Annotated in this window: 13 protein-coding genes and 1 tRNA gene; 3 read left to right on the forward strand and 11 right to left on the reverse strand. The window is 64.4% G+C overall.

The window, feature by feature from the left end:
• Positions 1-55 precede the first annotated feature (55 nt).
• From malQ to ACZ5AC_RS14620, 7 genes are all read right to left on the reverse strand, one after another.
• On the reverse strand, positions 56-1,564 hold the full coding sequence (malQ, locus tag ACZ5AC_RS14590; protein ID WP_464248302.1) for a 4-alpha-glucanotransferase: 1,509 nt from the start codon (positions 1,562-1,564) through the stop codon (positions 56-58).
• On the reverse strand, positions 1,561-3,462 hold the full coding sequence (glgB, locus tag ACZ5AC_RS14595; protein WP_464248303.1) for a 1,4-alpha-glucan branching protein GlgB: 1,902 nt from the start codon (positions 3,460-3,462) through the stop codon (positions 1,561-1,563). Before glgB ends, malQ begins: the two co-directional genes overlap by 4 nt.
• A gap of 141 nt (positions 3,463-3,603) precedes the next feature.
• Positions 3,604-3,747 carry a hypothetical protein gene (locus ACZ5AC_RS14600; protein WP_169725561.1) on the reverse strand — a complete coding sequence of 48 codons (144 nt, stop codon included), beginning with the start codon at positions 3,745-3,747 and terminating at the stop codon, positions 3,604-3,606.
• A gap of 129 nt (positions 3,748-3,876) precedes the next feature.
• Entirely contained in the window at positions 3,877-4,968 is a 1,092-nt protein-coding gene (mqnE, locus tag ACZ5AC_RS14605) for an aminofutalosine synthase MqnE (protein ID WP_464248304.1), read from the reverse strand.
• 87 nt (positions 4,969-5,055) lie between these two features.
• Positions 5,056-6,801, reverse strand: coding sequence for a 30S ribosomal protein S1 (locus ACZ5AC_RS14610; protein WP_464248305.1), 1,746 nt, complete (start codon positions 6,799-6,801; stop codon positions 5,056-5,058).
• Between the two features lie 161 nt (positions 6,802-6,962).
• The gene (gene rimO / locus ACZ5AC_RS14615) at positions 6,963-8,273 is read right to left on the reverse strand and encodes a 30S ribosomal protein S12 methylthiotransferase RimO (RefSeq protein WP_464248306.1); all 1,311 of its coding nucleotides are present in this window, start codon (positions 8,271-8,273) and stop codon (positions 6,963-6,965) included.
• The gene (locus ACZ5AC_RS14620) at positions 8,273-9,241 is read right to left on the reverse strand and encodes a radical SAM protein (protein ID WP_464248307.1); all 969 of its coding nucleotides are present in this window, start codon (positions 9,239-9,241) and stop codon (positions 8,273-8,275) included. The genes rimO and ACZ5AC_RS14620 overlap by 1 nt, the downstream gene beginning before the upstream one ends.
• 239 nt (positions 9,242-9,480) lie before the next feature.
• On the opposite strand from ACZ5AC_RS14620, the gene ACZ5AC_RS14625 reads away from it, so the two are divergent.
• Positions 9,481-9,774 carry an integration host factor subunit alpha gene (locus ACZ5AC_RS14625; protein WP_464248308.1) on the forward strand — a complete coding sequence of 98 codons (294 nt, stop codon included), beginning with the start codon at positions 9,481-9,483 and terminating at the stop codon, positions 9,772-9,774.
• Here the strand turns inward: ACZ5AC_RS14625 and ACZ5AC_RS14630 are convergent.
• A complete protein-coding gene (locus ACZ5AC_RS14630) occupies positions 9,761-10,516 on the reverse strand; it encodes a septal ring lytic transglycosylase RlpA family protein (protein ID WP_464248309.1) in 756 nt (251 codons plus the stop codon). The genes ACZ5AC_RS14625 and ACZ5AC_RS14630 overlap by 14 nt on opposite strands.
• Entirely contained in the window at positions 10,516-11,124 is a 609-nt protein-coding gene (locus ACZ5AC_RS14635) for a hypothetical protein (RefSeq protein ID WP_464248310.1), read from the reverse strand. The genes ACZ5AC_RS14630 and ACZ5AC_RS14635 overlap by 1 nt, the downstream gene beginning before the upstream one ends.
• A gap of 105 nt (positions 11,125-11,229) precedes the next feature.
• Between ACZ5AC_RS14635 and ACZ5AC_RS14640 the strand changes: the two genes are divergently transcribed.
• Positions 11,230-12,951: an aldehyde ferredoxin oxidoreductase family protein gene (locus ACZ5AC_RS14640; protein ID WP_464248311.1), complete on the forward strand. Its 1,722-nt coding sequence runs from the start codon at positions 11,230-11,232 to the stop codon at positions 12,949-12,951.
• 115 nt (positions 12,952-13,066) lie between these two features.
• Here ACZ5AC_RS14640 and ACZ5AC_RS14645 read toward each other — a convergent pair whose 3' ends face one another.
• Together ACZ5AC_RS14645 and ACZ5AC_RS14650 are read right to left on the reverse strand one after the other, a co-directional pair.
• Positions 13,067-14,884 carry a chloride channel protein gene (locus ACZ5AC_RS14645; RefSeq protein WP_464248312.1) on the reverse strand — a complete coding sequence of 606 codons (1,818 nt, stop codon included), beginning with the start codon at positions 14,882-14,884 and terminating at the stop codon, positions 13,067-13,069.
• Positions 14,885-14,892: 8 nt separating this feature from the next.
• The gene (locus tag ACZ5AC_RS14650; protein ID WP_464248313.1) at positions 14,893-15,837 is read right to left on the reverse strand and encodes a bifunctional riboflavin kinase/FAD synthetase; all 945 of its coding nucleotides are present in this window, start codon (positions 15,835-15,837) and stop codon (positions 14,893-14,895) included.
• A gap of 201 nt (positions 15,838-16,038) precedes the next feature.
• On the opposite strand from ACZ5AC_RS14650, the gene ACZ5AC_RS14655 reads away from it, so the two are divergent.
• A tRNA-Leu gene (locus tag ACZ5AC_RS14655) sits at positions 16,039-16,125 on the forward strand.
• Positions 16,126-16,155: the final 30 nt, after the last annotated feature.

Here is a 16,155-nt window from a genome sequence, read left to right on the forward strand (position 1 = left end):
CCGAAAAAAAACCCTGCTCATGGCAGGGTTTTTTTTTGCCTTCGGCACGCCCCCTTCAGTCGGGAGTCCGGCCGTAGATGCCGGCCAGCTCGCGCATCCGTCCGGCCAGGGATGCCGTCATCACCCCGTCCCGAGCCCTCCAGCCCCAGTTCCCTCCGGCCACCCCCGGCATGTTCATGCGCCCCTCCTCACCCAGGCCGAGATAGTCCTGCATGGGAATGACGCACAGCCTGGCCACGCTGCCCAGCGCCATGCGTATAAGGACGTCCGCCGCCTGATCCTCGCGCACCTCGCGCCCGGCATAGGCCGACAGACGCGCGCGCCCCGCGTCGTCCAGCTCCCGCGTGAACCAGCCGCGCGTGGTGTTGTTGTCGTGGGTGCCGGTGTAGACCGCGCAATTCGCCACGACGTTGTGGGGGATGTAGGCGTTCCTGCCCATGTCCGGGGAAAAGGCGAACTGCAGGATCTTCATGCCCGGGAAACCGAACTCCTCCATGACCGCCGTCACGTCCGCGGTGATGACGCCGAGGTCCTCGGCCAGCAGTGACAGGCCGGGAATGCTGCCTGCAAGCTCGTTGAAAAGCCGCCGGCCCGGCCCCGGGATCCACAGACCGTTCTCGGCCGTGGGTTCGCAGGCCGGGACCTGCCAGAAGCCGCAGAACCCCCGGAAATGGTCAAGCCGGACCATGTCGAACCTGCGGCTCTCATGCGCGAGCCTGCGGCGCCACCACCCGAACCCGTCCCTCTCGTGCCGCTCCCAGGCATAGATGGGATTGCCCCACATCTGGCCAGTCTCTGAGAAATAGTCCGGCGGGGCGCCCGCGCAGTAGATGGGCAGGCCCTGGTCGTCGAGCTCGAACAGTTCCCGGTTCGACCATACGTCGCAGCTGTCGAGGCTGACGTAGATGGGCGTGTCGCCGATGAGGGACACGCCCCGGGCCGCCGCGTACTCGTGCAGGTTCTCCCAGTGCAGGGCAAAGAGGAACTGCAGATACCTCTCCCGCAGAATGTCGTAGCCGAGCCGTTCACGGGCCTTCGCCAGTTCGACCGGACGGCGCAAACGCAAGCCCTCTGCCCAGCGATACCACGGCGCCCCGCCGTGCTCGCGCTTGAGGGCCGTGAACAGGCAGTAGTCGTCCAGCCAGAAGGACTCCGCCTGGCAGAAGCGCTCGAAGGCCGCGTCGGTCCGCAAACGGGGGAAGGAGTTGTCGAAGACGTGTTCGAGGAGCCTGCCCCGCCAGGACGCCGCCACCGCGTAGTCCACCCGGTCCTGGGGGAACGAGGGCGCCCGGTCCAGTTCCGCCTGGCGCAGCAGACCCTGCCGCACGAGCATGTCCGGACTGATGAAAAGCGTGTTGCCGGCGAAGGCCGAATAGCTGCTGTAAGGCGAATTGCCGGCGCCGGCGTTGATGGGCGTCAGGGGCAGCATCTGCCACAGGCTCTGGCCCGCGTCGGCCAGGAAGTCGATGAAGGCGTGGGCCTGGGGACCGAAATCCCCCAGGCCGTGGCGGCACGGCAGGGACGTCACGTGCATCAGCACGCCGCAACGGCGCTGCGTGTTCATGCCCCGCCTCCCTCGGGCAGGAGATAGAGAACACCCAGGGGCGGCAGCACCAGGTTGAGGGAGTACGGCAGGCCGTGCACCGGGATGGGCTCGGCGCGCACCCGGCCCATGTTGCCCATGCCGCTGCCCCCGTAGAGCTCGCTGTCCGAGTTCAGGGCCTCCCGCCACGGCCCGTCGACGCCCACTCCCACGGCGTAGTTTTCGCGCGGCACGGGCGTGAAGTTGCAGACCACAAGCACCGATCTGCCGGAACTGTCGCGGCGGAAGAAGCTGAGCACGCTCTGGTCGGAATCGTGGCAGTTTTCCCAGGCGAAACCGGCCGGGTCGAAATCCAGCTCGTGCAGGGCCGCGCATTCCCGGTAAAGCCGGTTCAGGTCCCGCACCCAGGCCCGGATGCCGTCATGGGCCGGGAAGCGCAGCAGATCCCAATCCAGGGCCTGGTCGTGATTCCACTCGCCCCACTGCCCGAACTCCGCGCCCATGAAGAGCAGCTTCTTGCCCGGCAGACCGTACATGTACCCGAAAAGCGTGCGCAACCCGGCCATCTGCTGCCAGTAGTCCCCAGGCATCTTGGAGATGAGGGACTTCTTCCCGTAGACCACCTCGTCATGGGAAAGGGGCAGGACGAAATTCTCGGCATAGGCGTACCACAGGGCAAACGTCAGCAGGTTGTGGTGGAATTTACGGTAGATGGGGTCGAGTTCCATGTAGGCCAGGGAATCGTTCATCCAGCCCATGTTCCACTTGAGGCCGAAGCCCAGCCCACCCAGATAGACGGGCTTGGAGACCATGGGCCAGGAGGTGGATTCCTCGGCGATGGTCTGCACGTCCGGGAACTCCTCGTAGACCGCCTTGTTCAGTTCGCGCAGGAGCTCAATGGCACCCAGGTTCTCCCGGCCGCCGTGACGGTTGGGGATCCACTCGCCGTGCTCGCGCGAATAGTCGAGGTAGAGCATGGAGGCCACGCCATCCACGCGCAGCCCGTCGAGGTGAAACTCGCGCACCCAGTACATGGCGTTGCAGATCAGGAAACCGGCCACCTCGTAGCGGTCGTAGTTGAAGATGGCGCTCTTCCACTCGGGATGGAAGCCCTGGCGCGGATCGGCGTGCTCGAACAGGGCCGTGCCGTCGAAATTGGCCAGGCCGTGGGCGTCCATGGGGAAATGCCCCGGCACCCAGTCGAGGATAACGCCGATGCCCTGGCGGTGCAGATGGTCCACGAGATAGCGGAAATCCTGGGGACAGCCGTAGCGGCTGGTCGGCGCGAAATACCCCGTGCTCTGGTAGCCCCAGGAGCCGTAGAAGGGGTGTTCGGCCACGGGCATGATCTCGACATGGGTGAAACCGGCGTCCCTGACGTAGTCCGCCAGCTCGTGGGCCATGCGGCGGTAGTTCATGAAGTTGCCGTGCTCGTCGCGACGCCAGGACCCCAGATGCACCTCGTACACGGACCAGGGGCTGTCCAGGGAGTTCTGCCGCCAGCGCGTGGCCATCCACTCCCCGTCCCCCCACTCGTACTGCAGGTCCCAGATGACGGAAGCCGTGGCCGGGGGCTCCTCGCTGAACAGGGCGAAGGGGTCGGCCCGCTCGGCCTCCCCGCCCGGCCAGGACAGGTAGTATTTGTAGCGCTGGCCGTGCGTTGCACCGGACACGAAACACTCCCACACGCCCGAACTGTCGGCGCGCAGGCTCATGGGCGCAGCGGTCCGGTCCCAGCCGTTGAAATCCCCTACCACCGAAACGAATGCGGCATTGGGCGCCCAGACCACGAACCGCGTGCCGGCCGAGTCCGGCCCCAGGGATTCCGGGTGGGCCCCGAAGTGCTCGTAGAGCCGGGTGTGCCGGCCCTGCTTGAAGAGATATATGTCCAGATCGCCGAGACTGCGCCGTGCATCCATAGAACACCTCCGGATATTCGAAGTTCACGATAGGGAAGAGACAGGCGCATTGGCAAGGAAAGAAGCTTTTCGACGCCGAAAAGGCGAAAAAAAAAGCGCGGTCGACGCCGCGCTTTCAGTCACCGACCGTAAGGATCGATCCTAGTGGTGGTGTTCGTTCATGCCTTCCTTGATGCGGTACAGCGCGGCGATGACGATGGCCGCGAGGTACGTGAAAATTCCGATGACTCCGATGAAGCCCTGCACCGTGCTGTGCATCATGTTCCCGAAAAGCTCTCCCAGCATGACATCCTCCTCGTAACGTGTCCCGGCAAGTCGTATGTGGAACTTTTCACAACCATATCTTGACCGAAAAAGTCAAGGAAAAAGGGCGGTGCGGCCTTCCCGGACCCGGCCGGAAAGGTCGCGTCATCCTCACGCCGACGCCACTTCCTCGAAAAAGGTGTCACGCTCGACCGGGGTGAAACCCGTGGCCGCGATGGTCTCCACCAGCTCGGACACCGTCAGCCCCTTGGGCGTGTCCGCGCCGGCGGCGTGGCCGATCTTCTCCTCCACGATGGTCCCGTCGAAATCGTCGGCCCCGGCCCACAGGGCCATCTGGGCGGCCTTGATGCCGGCGAAGGCCCAGTAGGCCTTGATGTGCGGGATGTTGTCCAGGAACAAGCGCGCCACGGAGATGGTCCGCAGGTACTCCTCGCCCGTTGGCCCCGGCACGCCCAGGGCGTTGTTGCGCGATTGGTAGGCCAGGGGGATGAAGACGATGAAACCAGGCTTCTCGTCCTCCAGGGCGCGCAGGCGCTCCATGTGGTAGATGCGATCCTCCCAGGACTCGATGTGCCCGAAGAGCATGGTCGAGTTGGTCTTCATGCCCATGTCGTGGGCCAGGCCGTGGATATGCAGCCAGCGGTCCGCCGTGACCTTCTCCGGGCAGAGCCTCTCGCGCATGGCCGGCGAGAAGACCTCGGCGCCGCCGCCGGGCAGGGCATCCAGGCCGACCGCCCGCATCTCCCGCAGCACCGTGGCCTCGTCCGTGCCCAGCGCGTCCGCGAAATGGGCGACCTCAACGGCGGTGAAGGCCTTGACCACGGCGTTCGGCCGCACTTCCTTACACAGGGCCAGCAGGTCCAGATAATATTGATAGGGGAGATCCGGGTTGAGGCCGCCGGTGATGTGGATCTCGCGGATGGGCTCGTCGATGCGGTCCATGAGGCGTTTGCGGGCCTCTTCCAGGGAATAGGTGTACCCGCCCTCCTCCCCGGCCTTCTTGAAGAAGGCGCAGAAGCGGCACTGGTTGCGGCACACGTTGGTGTAGTTCAGGTGCTGGTTGTAGACGTAGTAGGCCCGGTCGCCGTGCCTGGCCCTGCGCTGGCGCAGGGCCGCCTCGCCCAGCTCGTGGACCGAGGCCTTGCGCGCGATCTCCAGGGCGAACTGCGCGTCGATGCGCTCGCCGGGTTTCAACGTGGCCAGCCGCTTTCTCGCGGCGCTGTCGAGTCCGCTTTCCATCATACTTACCCCCCCAAAAAGAAATGAGGCCGCACCCGTTCGGATGCAGCCTCGTGTCATGTCCGTACCGGCGCGAAGCTGCCGTTACGCTTATTCTTCTTCGCTCTCGGCGTCGGCGTTCTCTTCCATCTTCTGACGGATCATGTCGCCCAGGTTGCTGCCGGTCATGGTGCCGCTCTGGGTGGTGCGGAACTCGCCGCCACCGGGACGCTTGCGCTCGTCCTGCTGCTTCAGGGACAGGCCCAGACGGCGCTCGTCGGCGCTGACGTGGATGACCTTGGCCTCGATGGCGTCGCCCTCGTTGAAGGCTTCCTTGGGGCTCTTGATCTTCTTCTTGCTCATCTCGCTGACGTGGACCAGGCCTTCGATGCCTTCCTCGACCTCAACGAACAGACCGAAGTCCGTGATGTTCGTGATGGTGCCGGTCAGCAGGGTGCCCACGGGGTAGCGGTTGGGCACGTCCAGCCACGGGTCGTCGGCCAGCTGCTTGATGCCCAGGGTGAACTTCTCGTTCTCCTTGTCCACGGTCAGAACCTTGGCGCGGACAACGTCGCCCACCTTGTAGAGCTCGTTGGGGTGGCGGATCTTCTTGGTCCAGGACAGGTCGGACACGTGGATCAGGCCGTCGATGCCGTCCTCGATGCCGATGAACAGGCCGAACTCGGTGATGTTCTTGACGCTGGCCTCAAGGATGGTGCCCTCGGGGTACTTCTCGGCCACCAGGTCCCACGGGTTCGGGGCGACCTGCTTCATGCCCAGGGAGATGCGCTTGCGGTCCACGTCCACGCCCAGGATGATGACATCCACCTCGTCGCCGGGGCGGACCATCTGGGAAGGATGGCGCAGCTTGCGGGTCCAGGACATCTCGGAGATGTGCACCAGGCCCTCGACGCCGGGCTCCAGCTCCACGAACGCGCCGTAGTCCACCAGGTTGGTGACCTTGCCGGCAAGCTTGTGGCCCTCGGGGTACTTCTCGGAGATGTTGGACCAGGGGTCCTGCACCAGCTGCTTCAGGCCCAGGGAGACCTTCTTGTCGTTCTTGTCGAAGGACAGGACCTTCAGGGTCAGTTCGTCGCCCAGCTGGACCATTTCCTTGGGGTGCTTGATGCGCTTCCAGGACATGTCGGTGATGTGCAGCAGGCCGTCGAGGCCGCCGAGGTCGATGAACACGCCGTATTCGGTGATGTTCTTGACCACGCCCTTGACGGTCTGGCCCTCTTCGAGGGTGGTCAGCAGCTCGCCGCGCTTGCGGTCGCGGTCTTCCTCGAGAAGCACGCGGCGGGAAACGATGACGTTGCTGCGGCGGCGGTTGATCTTCAGCACGCGGAATTCGAAGTCCTGGTTGACCAGGGCGTCCATGTCCGGAACGGGACGCAGATCGACATGGGAACCGGGCAGGAAGGCCTCGATGCCCTTGATTTCAACGACATACCCGCCCTTGATGCGGCGGACGATGCGGCCGACCACGACATCGCCGGTCTCGAGGAGCTTCTCCAGCTCGTCCAGGACCTGCATGCGCTTGGCCTTTTCACGGGAAAGAACGATGGAGCCTTCGCGCTCGTTCTTGCGGACGACATATACGTCTACGGTGTCGCCGACTTTGACCGCCACCTGGCCGTTTTCCATGAATTCCTCGATCGGAATCTGGCCTTCGGACTTGAAGTTGACGTCCACGAGAATGTAGGTTTCGTCGATCTTTACGACTTCGCCGGAAACGATCACGCCTTCTTCGATGTCGCCGAAGTCGGAGTTGAGATAGTTCTCGAGTTGGGACTCGAAATCCATCTCCATATCGAAATCGTTCATGGACTCGGTCGTGGTTTGAGTGTTGTTCATGTGTTTACCCCCTAACGAAAATAAATTTGGGCAGTCCTAGCAGAGTGACCCTACCTTGACAACCAGAATAATCTGCGGGAAAAAATAAGGTCTGGCCCTTTACCCTTTTGCATGCACGAACCTTTTCCTCATTTGATTCCGAAATATTACAGACGAAACACTCAGGCCAGGGCGACGAGGTCGTAGGTCTTGGTCTCCTCGATCACGGCCCGGACCATGCGGCCCGGCCGTACATTCTCCCCGCTGACGTAGGTAATTCCGTCCACCTCCGGGGCCTGGAACCAGGTTCTGCCTTCGTAGAGGCCGGGCCACTCCTCATGGGGCCTGTCCACCAACACCTCGAGTTCCGCTCCTTCGAATTCCGACAGCAGTTCCTCGCTGATTTCGGCCTGCAGGGTCATGATGCGGTCGCGCCGCTCCTCCTTGACCTCGTCGGGCAACTGGTCCGGCAGGACCGCGGCCTCGGAGCCGTCCTCGGGGTAATAGGGGAAGACGCCCAGGTGCATGAAGCGGGCTTCGCGCACGAAGGCCTCCAGGGCCGCGAACCGCTCCTCGGTCTCGCCGGGGTAGCCGACGATGAAGGTCGTGCGCAGGGCGGCATCGGGAAAGAACTCCCGCACCTGCGCGACCACGTCCCGCGGATCGCGCCGGAAGGGCCGGCCCATGGAGGCCAGGATGTCGGGATGGGCGTGCTGCAGGGGGATGTCGAAATAGGGGATGAAGGGCCGCCCCAGGTCACGCAGGAAGGACAGCAGGTCCCGGTCAAGGCCGGCCGGGTAGAGGTACATGAGCCGCATCCAGGCCAGACCCGGCAGGGGCGCGAGCTTCTCCAGCAGGCCGCGCAGGGCCCTTTCGCCCCTGTCCCGTCCGTAGGCAGTGACGTCCTGGGCGATGAGGACCAGCTCCTTGCGGCCCTGATCCAGGCAGCGCTTGGCGTCGTCGAGAATCGCGCTTTCCGGGCGGCTGACCAGGGGACCGCGGATGGAGGGGATGGTGCAGAACCGGCAGCGGTTGTCGCACCCCTCGGCGATCTTCAGGTAGGCGAAGCCGGGCGCCGTGGTCAGCAGGCGCGCCGGCTGAAAGTCCTGCAGGGGCGAACGCCCGTCCCTGGCGGCGAGGAGTTCCCTTACCCGCTGCTGCAGTTCGCCCTGGCGGCGGATTTCCAGGAAAAGGTCCACCTCCGGCAATTCGGCGCGCAGGTCCTGGCCGTAGCGCGAGACCAGGCAGCCTGTGACCACCAGGGGCGGTCTGGGGTCGAGGCCCGCCAGGGCCTGGGCCGTGTCGAGGATGACCTGCAGGGATTCGCTGACCGCGGGCTCGATGAAGCCGCAGGTGTTGACGAGGACCACGTCGGCGTCCTCGGGTCCGGCCGCGTTGACGAAGGCGGAGCCGAACCCGCCGAGCATCCACTCCGTGTCGACCTGGTTCTTGGGACACCCCAGGCTGATGGTATGCACTCGCACTTTTTCCATTATTCCTCCAATTCCGCCTCGAATTCCGGCTCAGGCCAAAATGTCACGCGGTCCTTGACGATGCCGAGTCCGGCCAGGGCCGGCGCGTTGGCGCGACCGTGCCCCCAGAACTCCCCGCTGAGCCGGGCCGGTACGGAAATGCGCACCAGCCGCCCGCCCGCGGAAAGCAGCCTCTGCTCCAAAAAAAGCCGCAGGGCAAGGCTGCGGGCCATGTTCCCGAAGGCCGGGTGCCAGGGACCGGCCACGAGCCGGGCGAGCATGTCCGGCTCCCCTGCCAGCCCAAGGCGGATGACGTGCACGCCCCGTTCCCAGAATCGCAACAATGCATGGCCGCATTCCGCCACAGCCTCATCCAAGCTCCAGGGGGCGTATGCGCCTACGGCGTGCATGTCCGCCAGACCCGTGCCGGCCATGACCACACAGGGGTAGATGCGCACCGCGTCCGGCCGCAGGGACAGGGCGCGCTCCACGTCCTCCCGCCACAGCGCGGCGTCATGGCCCGGCAGCCCCGGAAGGAGCTGGATGCCGAGTTCCAGCCCCGCCTCCCGGACCATTGCGCAGGCCCGCATGGCGACCTCACCCCCGTAGCCCCGCCCGCTGCGCTCCAGCACCCCGGAATCAAAGGTCTGGACCCCGAGCTCGACCATGTCCACGCCGTGCCCGCGGAGCCTGTTGAGCGTCTCCATGTCGACCCGGTCGGGCCTGGTGGAAACGCGCAGGTGCACGAGATCGCCCGCACGCCTGAATCGGGCGGCGGTTTCCAGGAAACGGTCCTGCCAGGGAACAGGCAAGCCGGTGAACGTTCCCCCGAAAAAGCCCAGCCCGAAGGGCCCCCCCGCGCCCGAGAGCCTGCTTTCGAGTTCCGGCAGCGCTGCGTCGGGGGCCGCCGCGGCCTGCCCCGTCTGAGCCCGCTGGTCGCAGAAAACGCACCTGCCGGGACAGCCCGCGAAGGGCAGAAAGAACGGCACGAGCCGCATCTTTTCAGCCCTCGGTTCGGGGTGCGGAAAACGCAGGGTCCGGGTTCTTGCCATATGCGTCAAAAAGAAAAAAAAACAACCTGTTATGCTTGAAAAAAAAACATACGTCGGATATTGCTCATCCAAGAATAGTCATCGAACGCGCCGACTTACGGCCTTTTCGCAAAAATCTTCTTTTATTGCGGAAAGATAGCATATCGTTGCCGGACAAATGTCCGGCAGGAGGACCCATGAGCAACAATACCCTCACCAAGGCTGAAATCGTCGACAACATCTATGAAAAGTCGGAGCGCAACAGGGCCGAGGTCAAGACGCAGGTCGAGACCATGCTCGACATCATGAAGGACGCCATCAAGAAGGACCACTCCCTCCTGATCAGCGGTTTCGGCAAGTTCGAAGCCTACGAAAAGGACGCGCGCAAGGGGCGCAACCCGCAGACCAGCGAATCCATCATCCTCTCGGAGCGCAAGGTCGTCGTGTTCCGCATTTCCCGCAAGCTGCGCGCCGAACTCAATCCGCAATAACGAAGCAGTCCGGGCTTTCCTTGGCCAGCCGCTGGCGGACCGATTCCGCATTGGTCAGGCTGGGGAAGGCCCCGACCTGCACTCGCCAGTACGTCGTTCCGTTCAGATCCCCCCTGGTCACCCTGGTGCCGGGAAATCCCCTGGCCACCAGCTTGTTCCTGAGGTTGCGGGCGTTGGCCTCGACCACGAAGGCCCCGTATTGCACGAAGAAGGGACCGACATACTGGATGCGCTCGCCCGGAATGGTTTCGAGATGGACCCTGGCCGTGCCCGGACCCACCACGCCCAAGGTGGTGGCAGCCGCGTAGGAGAGGTCGATGACCCGGTTGTTCACGAAGGGACCGCGGTCGTTGATACGCACTTCGGCCACCCGCCCGTTGTCCAGATTCCTGACCATGACCTTGGTGTGCATGGGCAGGATGCGGTGTGCAGCCGTCATCTGATGCATGTCGTACCATTCCCCGTTGGCCGTCTTCTTGCCGTGGAAATCCGGCCCGTACCAGGAGGCCACGCCAGTCTCCGCGTAACCTTCGGCCGAGCCAAGGGGATAGTACGTCTGCCCCATGACGGTGTAGGGCCGGTACGTGCCGCCCTTGCCCGCAGGAGCCTTCTTGCCCGGGGCGGGCGGCGCGCTTGCCCCGGGCACATATTTGGAGCCGCAGCCGGCCAGGCTCATCACAGCCAGGCACAGGAAGACCATCAGCACGCCTGCGCGGAAACCGCGCCCCGAGCCAAACGCCATCACACGTCCACCTCGGTCATCTTCAGCTCGAGCTCGCCCTCCGCGCCGGCCAGAAGTTCGCGAAGCCGGACGGAATCCACGGTCGCGCCGTTCCAGGAGCATTGACAGCCGTCCAGGGCGATGTCCGCGTCGTCCAGATACTCCAGCAGGGATTTGGCCGGCACGATGACGCCATTGCGCAGCACGGCCGGAAAGCAGTCCTGGGCCACGAAATTGAACATCTTGACCCTGGCCACGCCGCCCTTGCGCTCGTCCTTGTCGTGATGGCTGACAAGATCGGGGCGGAAGGCCCTGATGGGGCTCGAACGCCTCAGGGCGATGCCGCACAGGCCCGGCATGGTCCCGCTCATGCCGACCTCGTCACCGTCGCCGACGCGCTCCTCGCGCCAGTCGTCGACCGGGGCGCTGTTCAGGAAAAGCCCTGGCACGCTGTTGGTCGCGTAATGCGGATCCATCCCCAACACGTCCGTCATGAAGTCGCGAACGCTGACCGCCTTGTCCAAAAACACGCCCACGCCGCGGCGCAGCAGGCCGTGCCACGCCGATACGGAAATTTTCGGTACCGCCAGAAACAGCTGATTTGTAATCCGTCCGTTTATGCCCTGCATGACATAACCCCCTTTTCTTCTTGACTTTATGTGAAGAGTGTCTGCTATCATTCTGTAAAAAGCAAGACAACGCGCGATTTCGCGCTCAAACCCAAGGAGTCTACGATGAAGATTCTGCGCATCAATACCCGGACAAAGTCCTTCAAGTTCGAGGAACTCGGCGACTACGCCGGTCTCGGCGGTCGCGCCCTGACTTCACGCATTGTCAATAGGGAAGTGCCGGCGGACTGTCACGCCCTTTCCGCCGACAACAAGCTCATTTTCGCCGGCGGCGTCCTGGCCCCGACCAACGCCGCCAACTCCGGCCGCATCTCCGTGGGCGCCAAGTCCCCCCTGACCGGCGGCATCAAGGAAAGCAACTCCGGCGGCCAGTTCGCCCACACCCTGCCCAAACTGGGCCTGCAGGCCATCATCCTCGAGGACAAGCCCGAGGCCGGAAGCCCCATGCAGGAGATCTTCGTCTCCGCCGACAAGGTCGTCTTCAAGGATTCCACCGCGGCCGGCATGCGGACCTACGCCGCCCAGGAAAAGCTCCTGGCCGCCTACGGCGACAAGGCCGTGACCGCCCTGGTCGGCCCCGCCGGCGAGCAGTGCCTGGCCGCCGCCACCATCCAGTTCTCCGACCCCGAGGGCCTGCCCTCCCGTTCCGCCGGCCGCGGCGGCATGGGCGCGGTCATGGGCTCCAAGGGCGTCAAGGCCATCGTCCTCGACGGCGCCGCCAACGTGAAGACCGAATACGGCAACGAAGAACTGTTCAAGGAAGCCCGCAAGGAGTGGGTCGACATCCTGCGCGGCCACCCCGTCACCAGCCAGGGCCTGCCCGGCTTCGGCACGGCCGTCCTGGTCAACGTCATCAACGAGGCCGGCGCTTTGCCGACCAAGAACTTCCGCATGGGCAAGTTCGACGGCGCCGAGAAGATCTCCGGCGAGACCCTGGCCGCCAACATCGAGAAACGCGGCGGCAAGACCAAGCACGGCTGCCACACGGGCTGCATCATCCAGTGCTCGCAGGTCTACCATGACAAGGACGGCAAGTACCTGACCACGGGCTTCGAGTACGAGACCATCTGGGGCTTCGGCGCGGACCTGCTGGTCGACAACCTGGACGACATCGCGAACATGGACCGCACCTGCGACGAAGCGGGCATGGACACCATCGAGATGGCCAACACCATGGCAATGGCCATGGAAGCCGGGATCATCGCCTGGGGCGACGGCAAGGGCGTGCTGGCCGAACTGGCCAAGGTCGGGACCAAGGACCCGCTGGGCCGCATCTACGGCAACGGCACGGCGTACACGGCCCAGGCCTTCGGCGTGGACCGCGTGCCCGTGGTCAAGAACCAGGCCCTGCCCGCCTATGACCCGCGCGCCGTCAAGGGCGTCGGCGTGACCTACGCCACGACCCCCATGGGCGCCGACCACACCGCCGGCTACGGCGTGTGCCAGAACGTGCTCAAATGCGGCGGCGACGTGGACGGCCACAAGAAGGAAGGCAACATCGAGATCTCCAAGAACCTGCAGGTCGCCACGGCGGCCGTGGACTCCCTGGGCCTTTGCCTGTTCGTGGCCTTCGCGGTGCTTGACGACGCGCGCGGCGTGCCGTGCATGGCCAAGCTGGTTTCGGGCCTCATCGGCAAGGACTACAGCGTGGACGAACTGGTGGGCATGGGCGTGAACTGCCTGAAGGACGAGCTGGACTTCAACAAGCGCGCCGGCTTCACCGACGCCGACGACCAGCTGCCCCGCTTCTTCCAGACCGAACTCCTGCCGCCCCACAACGTCGGCTGGGACTACACCGCCGAGGAACTGCAGGCCGCCAAGGTCTAGACGTCACTCGATTCCTGATTCTGCAACGACGAATCCCCGTCCGGAATGTCCGGGCGGGGATTCGTTTTTTCGGCCACAGGCCCATGCGGGGGAGGCAGACGCCCCGGACAGTCCGTCAGGCCTGCGCCTTCATCGCCTTGAGCGTCCTGGCGTAGGCCGTGAAGACGTCCTCCCTGGCCAGCATCCCCAGGACCCTGGTCGGGTCCTCGCTGTCCACGACGGGCAACTGCGCCAGGTCGGATTCCACGAATTTGAGCAGCGCCGTGTACAGGTCCTCGTCGGGGCGCAACAGCACGGCCTTGCGCGCGACGTCACCGGCCACCAGAAGCTCGCACAGGCTCTCCTCGTACAGCACTTTGCGCAGGTCCTGCACCGCCAGGATGCCCGTTATCCTGTCGTCCGCCCCGCGCACCGGGAAGCAGAGTTCGCTCGCGTTGACGATGATGTCCGTCAGGGCCCCGAAGTGCGTGCCCTCCTCCACGATGCTGACCCGGCCGGGCTTGTAGTGGTCCCGGACCTGCTCCCGCTCCAGGATGTTGATGGTCGCGTCGCTGACGTGGGCCGGCGACTCGAACTTGTTGTCCACCTGATTCTCGTAGAGCGACACGTTGCGCCCCAGGACCAGGGTCACGGCCGAGGCCAGCATGAGGGGCGCCAGCAGCCCGTAGCCCTGAGTCAGCTCGCAGACCATGACCAGGGGCCCGATGGGCGCGTTGGCCACGCCGGAGAAGAAGGCGGCCATGCCCACCAGCACGTACCCGCCCGGTTCCGTGACCACGCCCGGAAAGAAGCGCTGCCCGAGGGCTCCGACCACGCCGCCGCTCATGCCGCCGACGAAGAGGGCCGGGGCGAACATGCCTCCACTCATGCCCGAGCCGATGACCACCGAGGTGGCCAGGGTCTTGCCGACGACCATCCCGATCATCATGGTCACGGAAAGCTTGCCGAGCATGGCCATCTCCAGCCAGCCGGAGCCCCCGCCCAGCAGCTCCGGGAAGGCGACGCCCAGGGCGGCCATGCCGAGCCCCCCCAGGGTCAGGGCCGGCATGAAGCCGAAGCGGTCCGTCAGGGGCCAGAACACCCTGTATTTGATGGCCCGGAAGGTGCTCACGTAGAACCAGCCCGATACAGCGCAAACAAGACCCAGCAAGGCGTAGACGGGCAGTTCGCGGATGTCGGAGAACTCGAATTTGGGGATCCCGAAGATGGGTTCGGATCCGAAGATCAGGGTGAAGATGGAATAGGAGACCACCGAGGACAGGATGGAAGGCAGCAGGGCTTCGGCCTCGAAGTCCTCGCGGTAGATGACCTCCACGGCCGTGAGCGCCCCGCCGAGGGGCGCGCGGAAGATGGCTCCTAGCCCGCCGGCGGCGCCGGCCAGGAGCAGGATGCGGCGCTCCTTGACCGAAAGCTTCAGTTTCCCGGCCAGCCAGGAGCCGCACCCGGCCCCGAGCAGGGAAATGGGCCCCTCGCGACCGGCGCTGCCGCCGGCGGCGATGGTCAGCACGGACGTGCCCACGCGGATGAGGGGAACCGCCGGTGCAAGATGCCCTTCCTGACGATGGAAGCACTTGATCATGGAGTCCGTGCCGTCGGTGCCGCCATGGCGGGTCTGGGGCACGAAACGGTGGACCAGCCACCCGGTCAGAAGCCCCACGCCGCCCAGAAAGAGGAAGAGCAGCCATGGCCTGTAGGGCCCGGGATCGCCGGACAGGAGCTGTTCGCCGGCGGGAACGGGCAGGGAGAAGCCCGCCAGGTGACGCAGCAGCAGATGCCCCAGGGCTTCCACGCCGACATAGAACGCCACGGCGCCCAGGCCCGTCATGGCCCCGACGACCACGCCCAGGGCCAGCCATTTGAAGCTCACGATGGAATGGTAGCTGCGGACCAGTTCCGTGTAGGGCCGGAAAAGAATGCGGAGAAAAGCGCGCATGAAAACCCTCAGACCAGGCGGGCTTCGGGCAGGGCCAGGATGGTCCTCCCCAGCGCGACGTCCTTGCCTATCTGGGATTTGAGTTCGTCGAGGCTGGAAAACTTGCGCTCCCCGCGCAGCCGCTGCACGAAATGGACCTTGAGGGTCTTGCCGTAGAGATCCCGGTCCAGGTCGAGGATGTGCACTTCGACCGAGAGCACGTCGTTGCCGAAGGTCGGGTTGTACCCGATATTGGCCACGGCCTGGTGGACCTGGCCTTCAAGCTCGGCCCAGCAGCAGTAGACGCCCGTCTTGGGGAAAAGCTCGTCCACGAGATGGACGTTGGCCGTGGAAAAGCCCAGCAGCCTGCCGCCACGGTTCTGGCCGTGCACGACGTCGCCCGAGACGCGGTAGAACCGGCCCAGCAGCGACTTGGCAGCCCAGACGTCGCCGGCCTCGACCAGATCGCGGATACGCGTCGAGCTGACGATGGCCTGGTCGACCATGACCGGCTCCAGCTGTTCCACGCCGAAACCCCACTGCTTCCCGAGCACCGTCAGCAGCCCGTAGTTGCCGGCGCGGCCCTTGCCGAAGGCGTAGTCGTAGCCGATGACCAGTTCCCTGACCTTGAGCCCATCCACCAGGATGCGGCGCACGAACTCCTCGGGGCTCATGCTCGCCAGTTCCTGGTTGAACTCCAGGCAGAGGAGGTGGTCGATGCCCAGAGCCTTGATCAGCTCGGCCCGCTGTTCATAGAGAGTAATGAACGGGGGCGTCTTCTTGCCCGTGAAGAAACGCAGGGGATGAGGCTCGAAGGTGATGACCACGGACGGAACCCCAAGGCCGGCGGCCAGGTCCCGCACGCGGGCAATGAGTCGCTGGTGTCCGATATGGACCCCGTCGAAATTGCCGATGGTGACGCAGGACCCCTTTTCCAGGCCGCCGATCTGGTCCGGCCATGTGACGCAATGCATGTAATGTCTCCCTCCCGAAAACAGGCTGCCTCGCCTCTATACCAAAAGACCCCGGGCTTCAACAAAGGCCGCCCCAACGGGAAATCTCGATGTCCATACGATAATAATCTGAAATAATTTATAAAATAATTTTATCAGAAAAATTTGAACAAAACGCTTGCCAAACCCAACCCTCTCACATAAACACGCTTCTCACGTCACGCCGAAGTGGTGGAATTGGTAGACACGCTAGGTTCAGGGTCTAGTCGGGGTTCCCCGGTGGAGGTTCGAGTCCTCTCTTCGGCACCAAAAGAATGCAACCGCTTGGATTTATTCTAA

The sequence above is a fragment of the Desulfomicrobium aestuarii genome, from assembly GCF_055385525.1.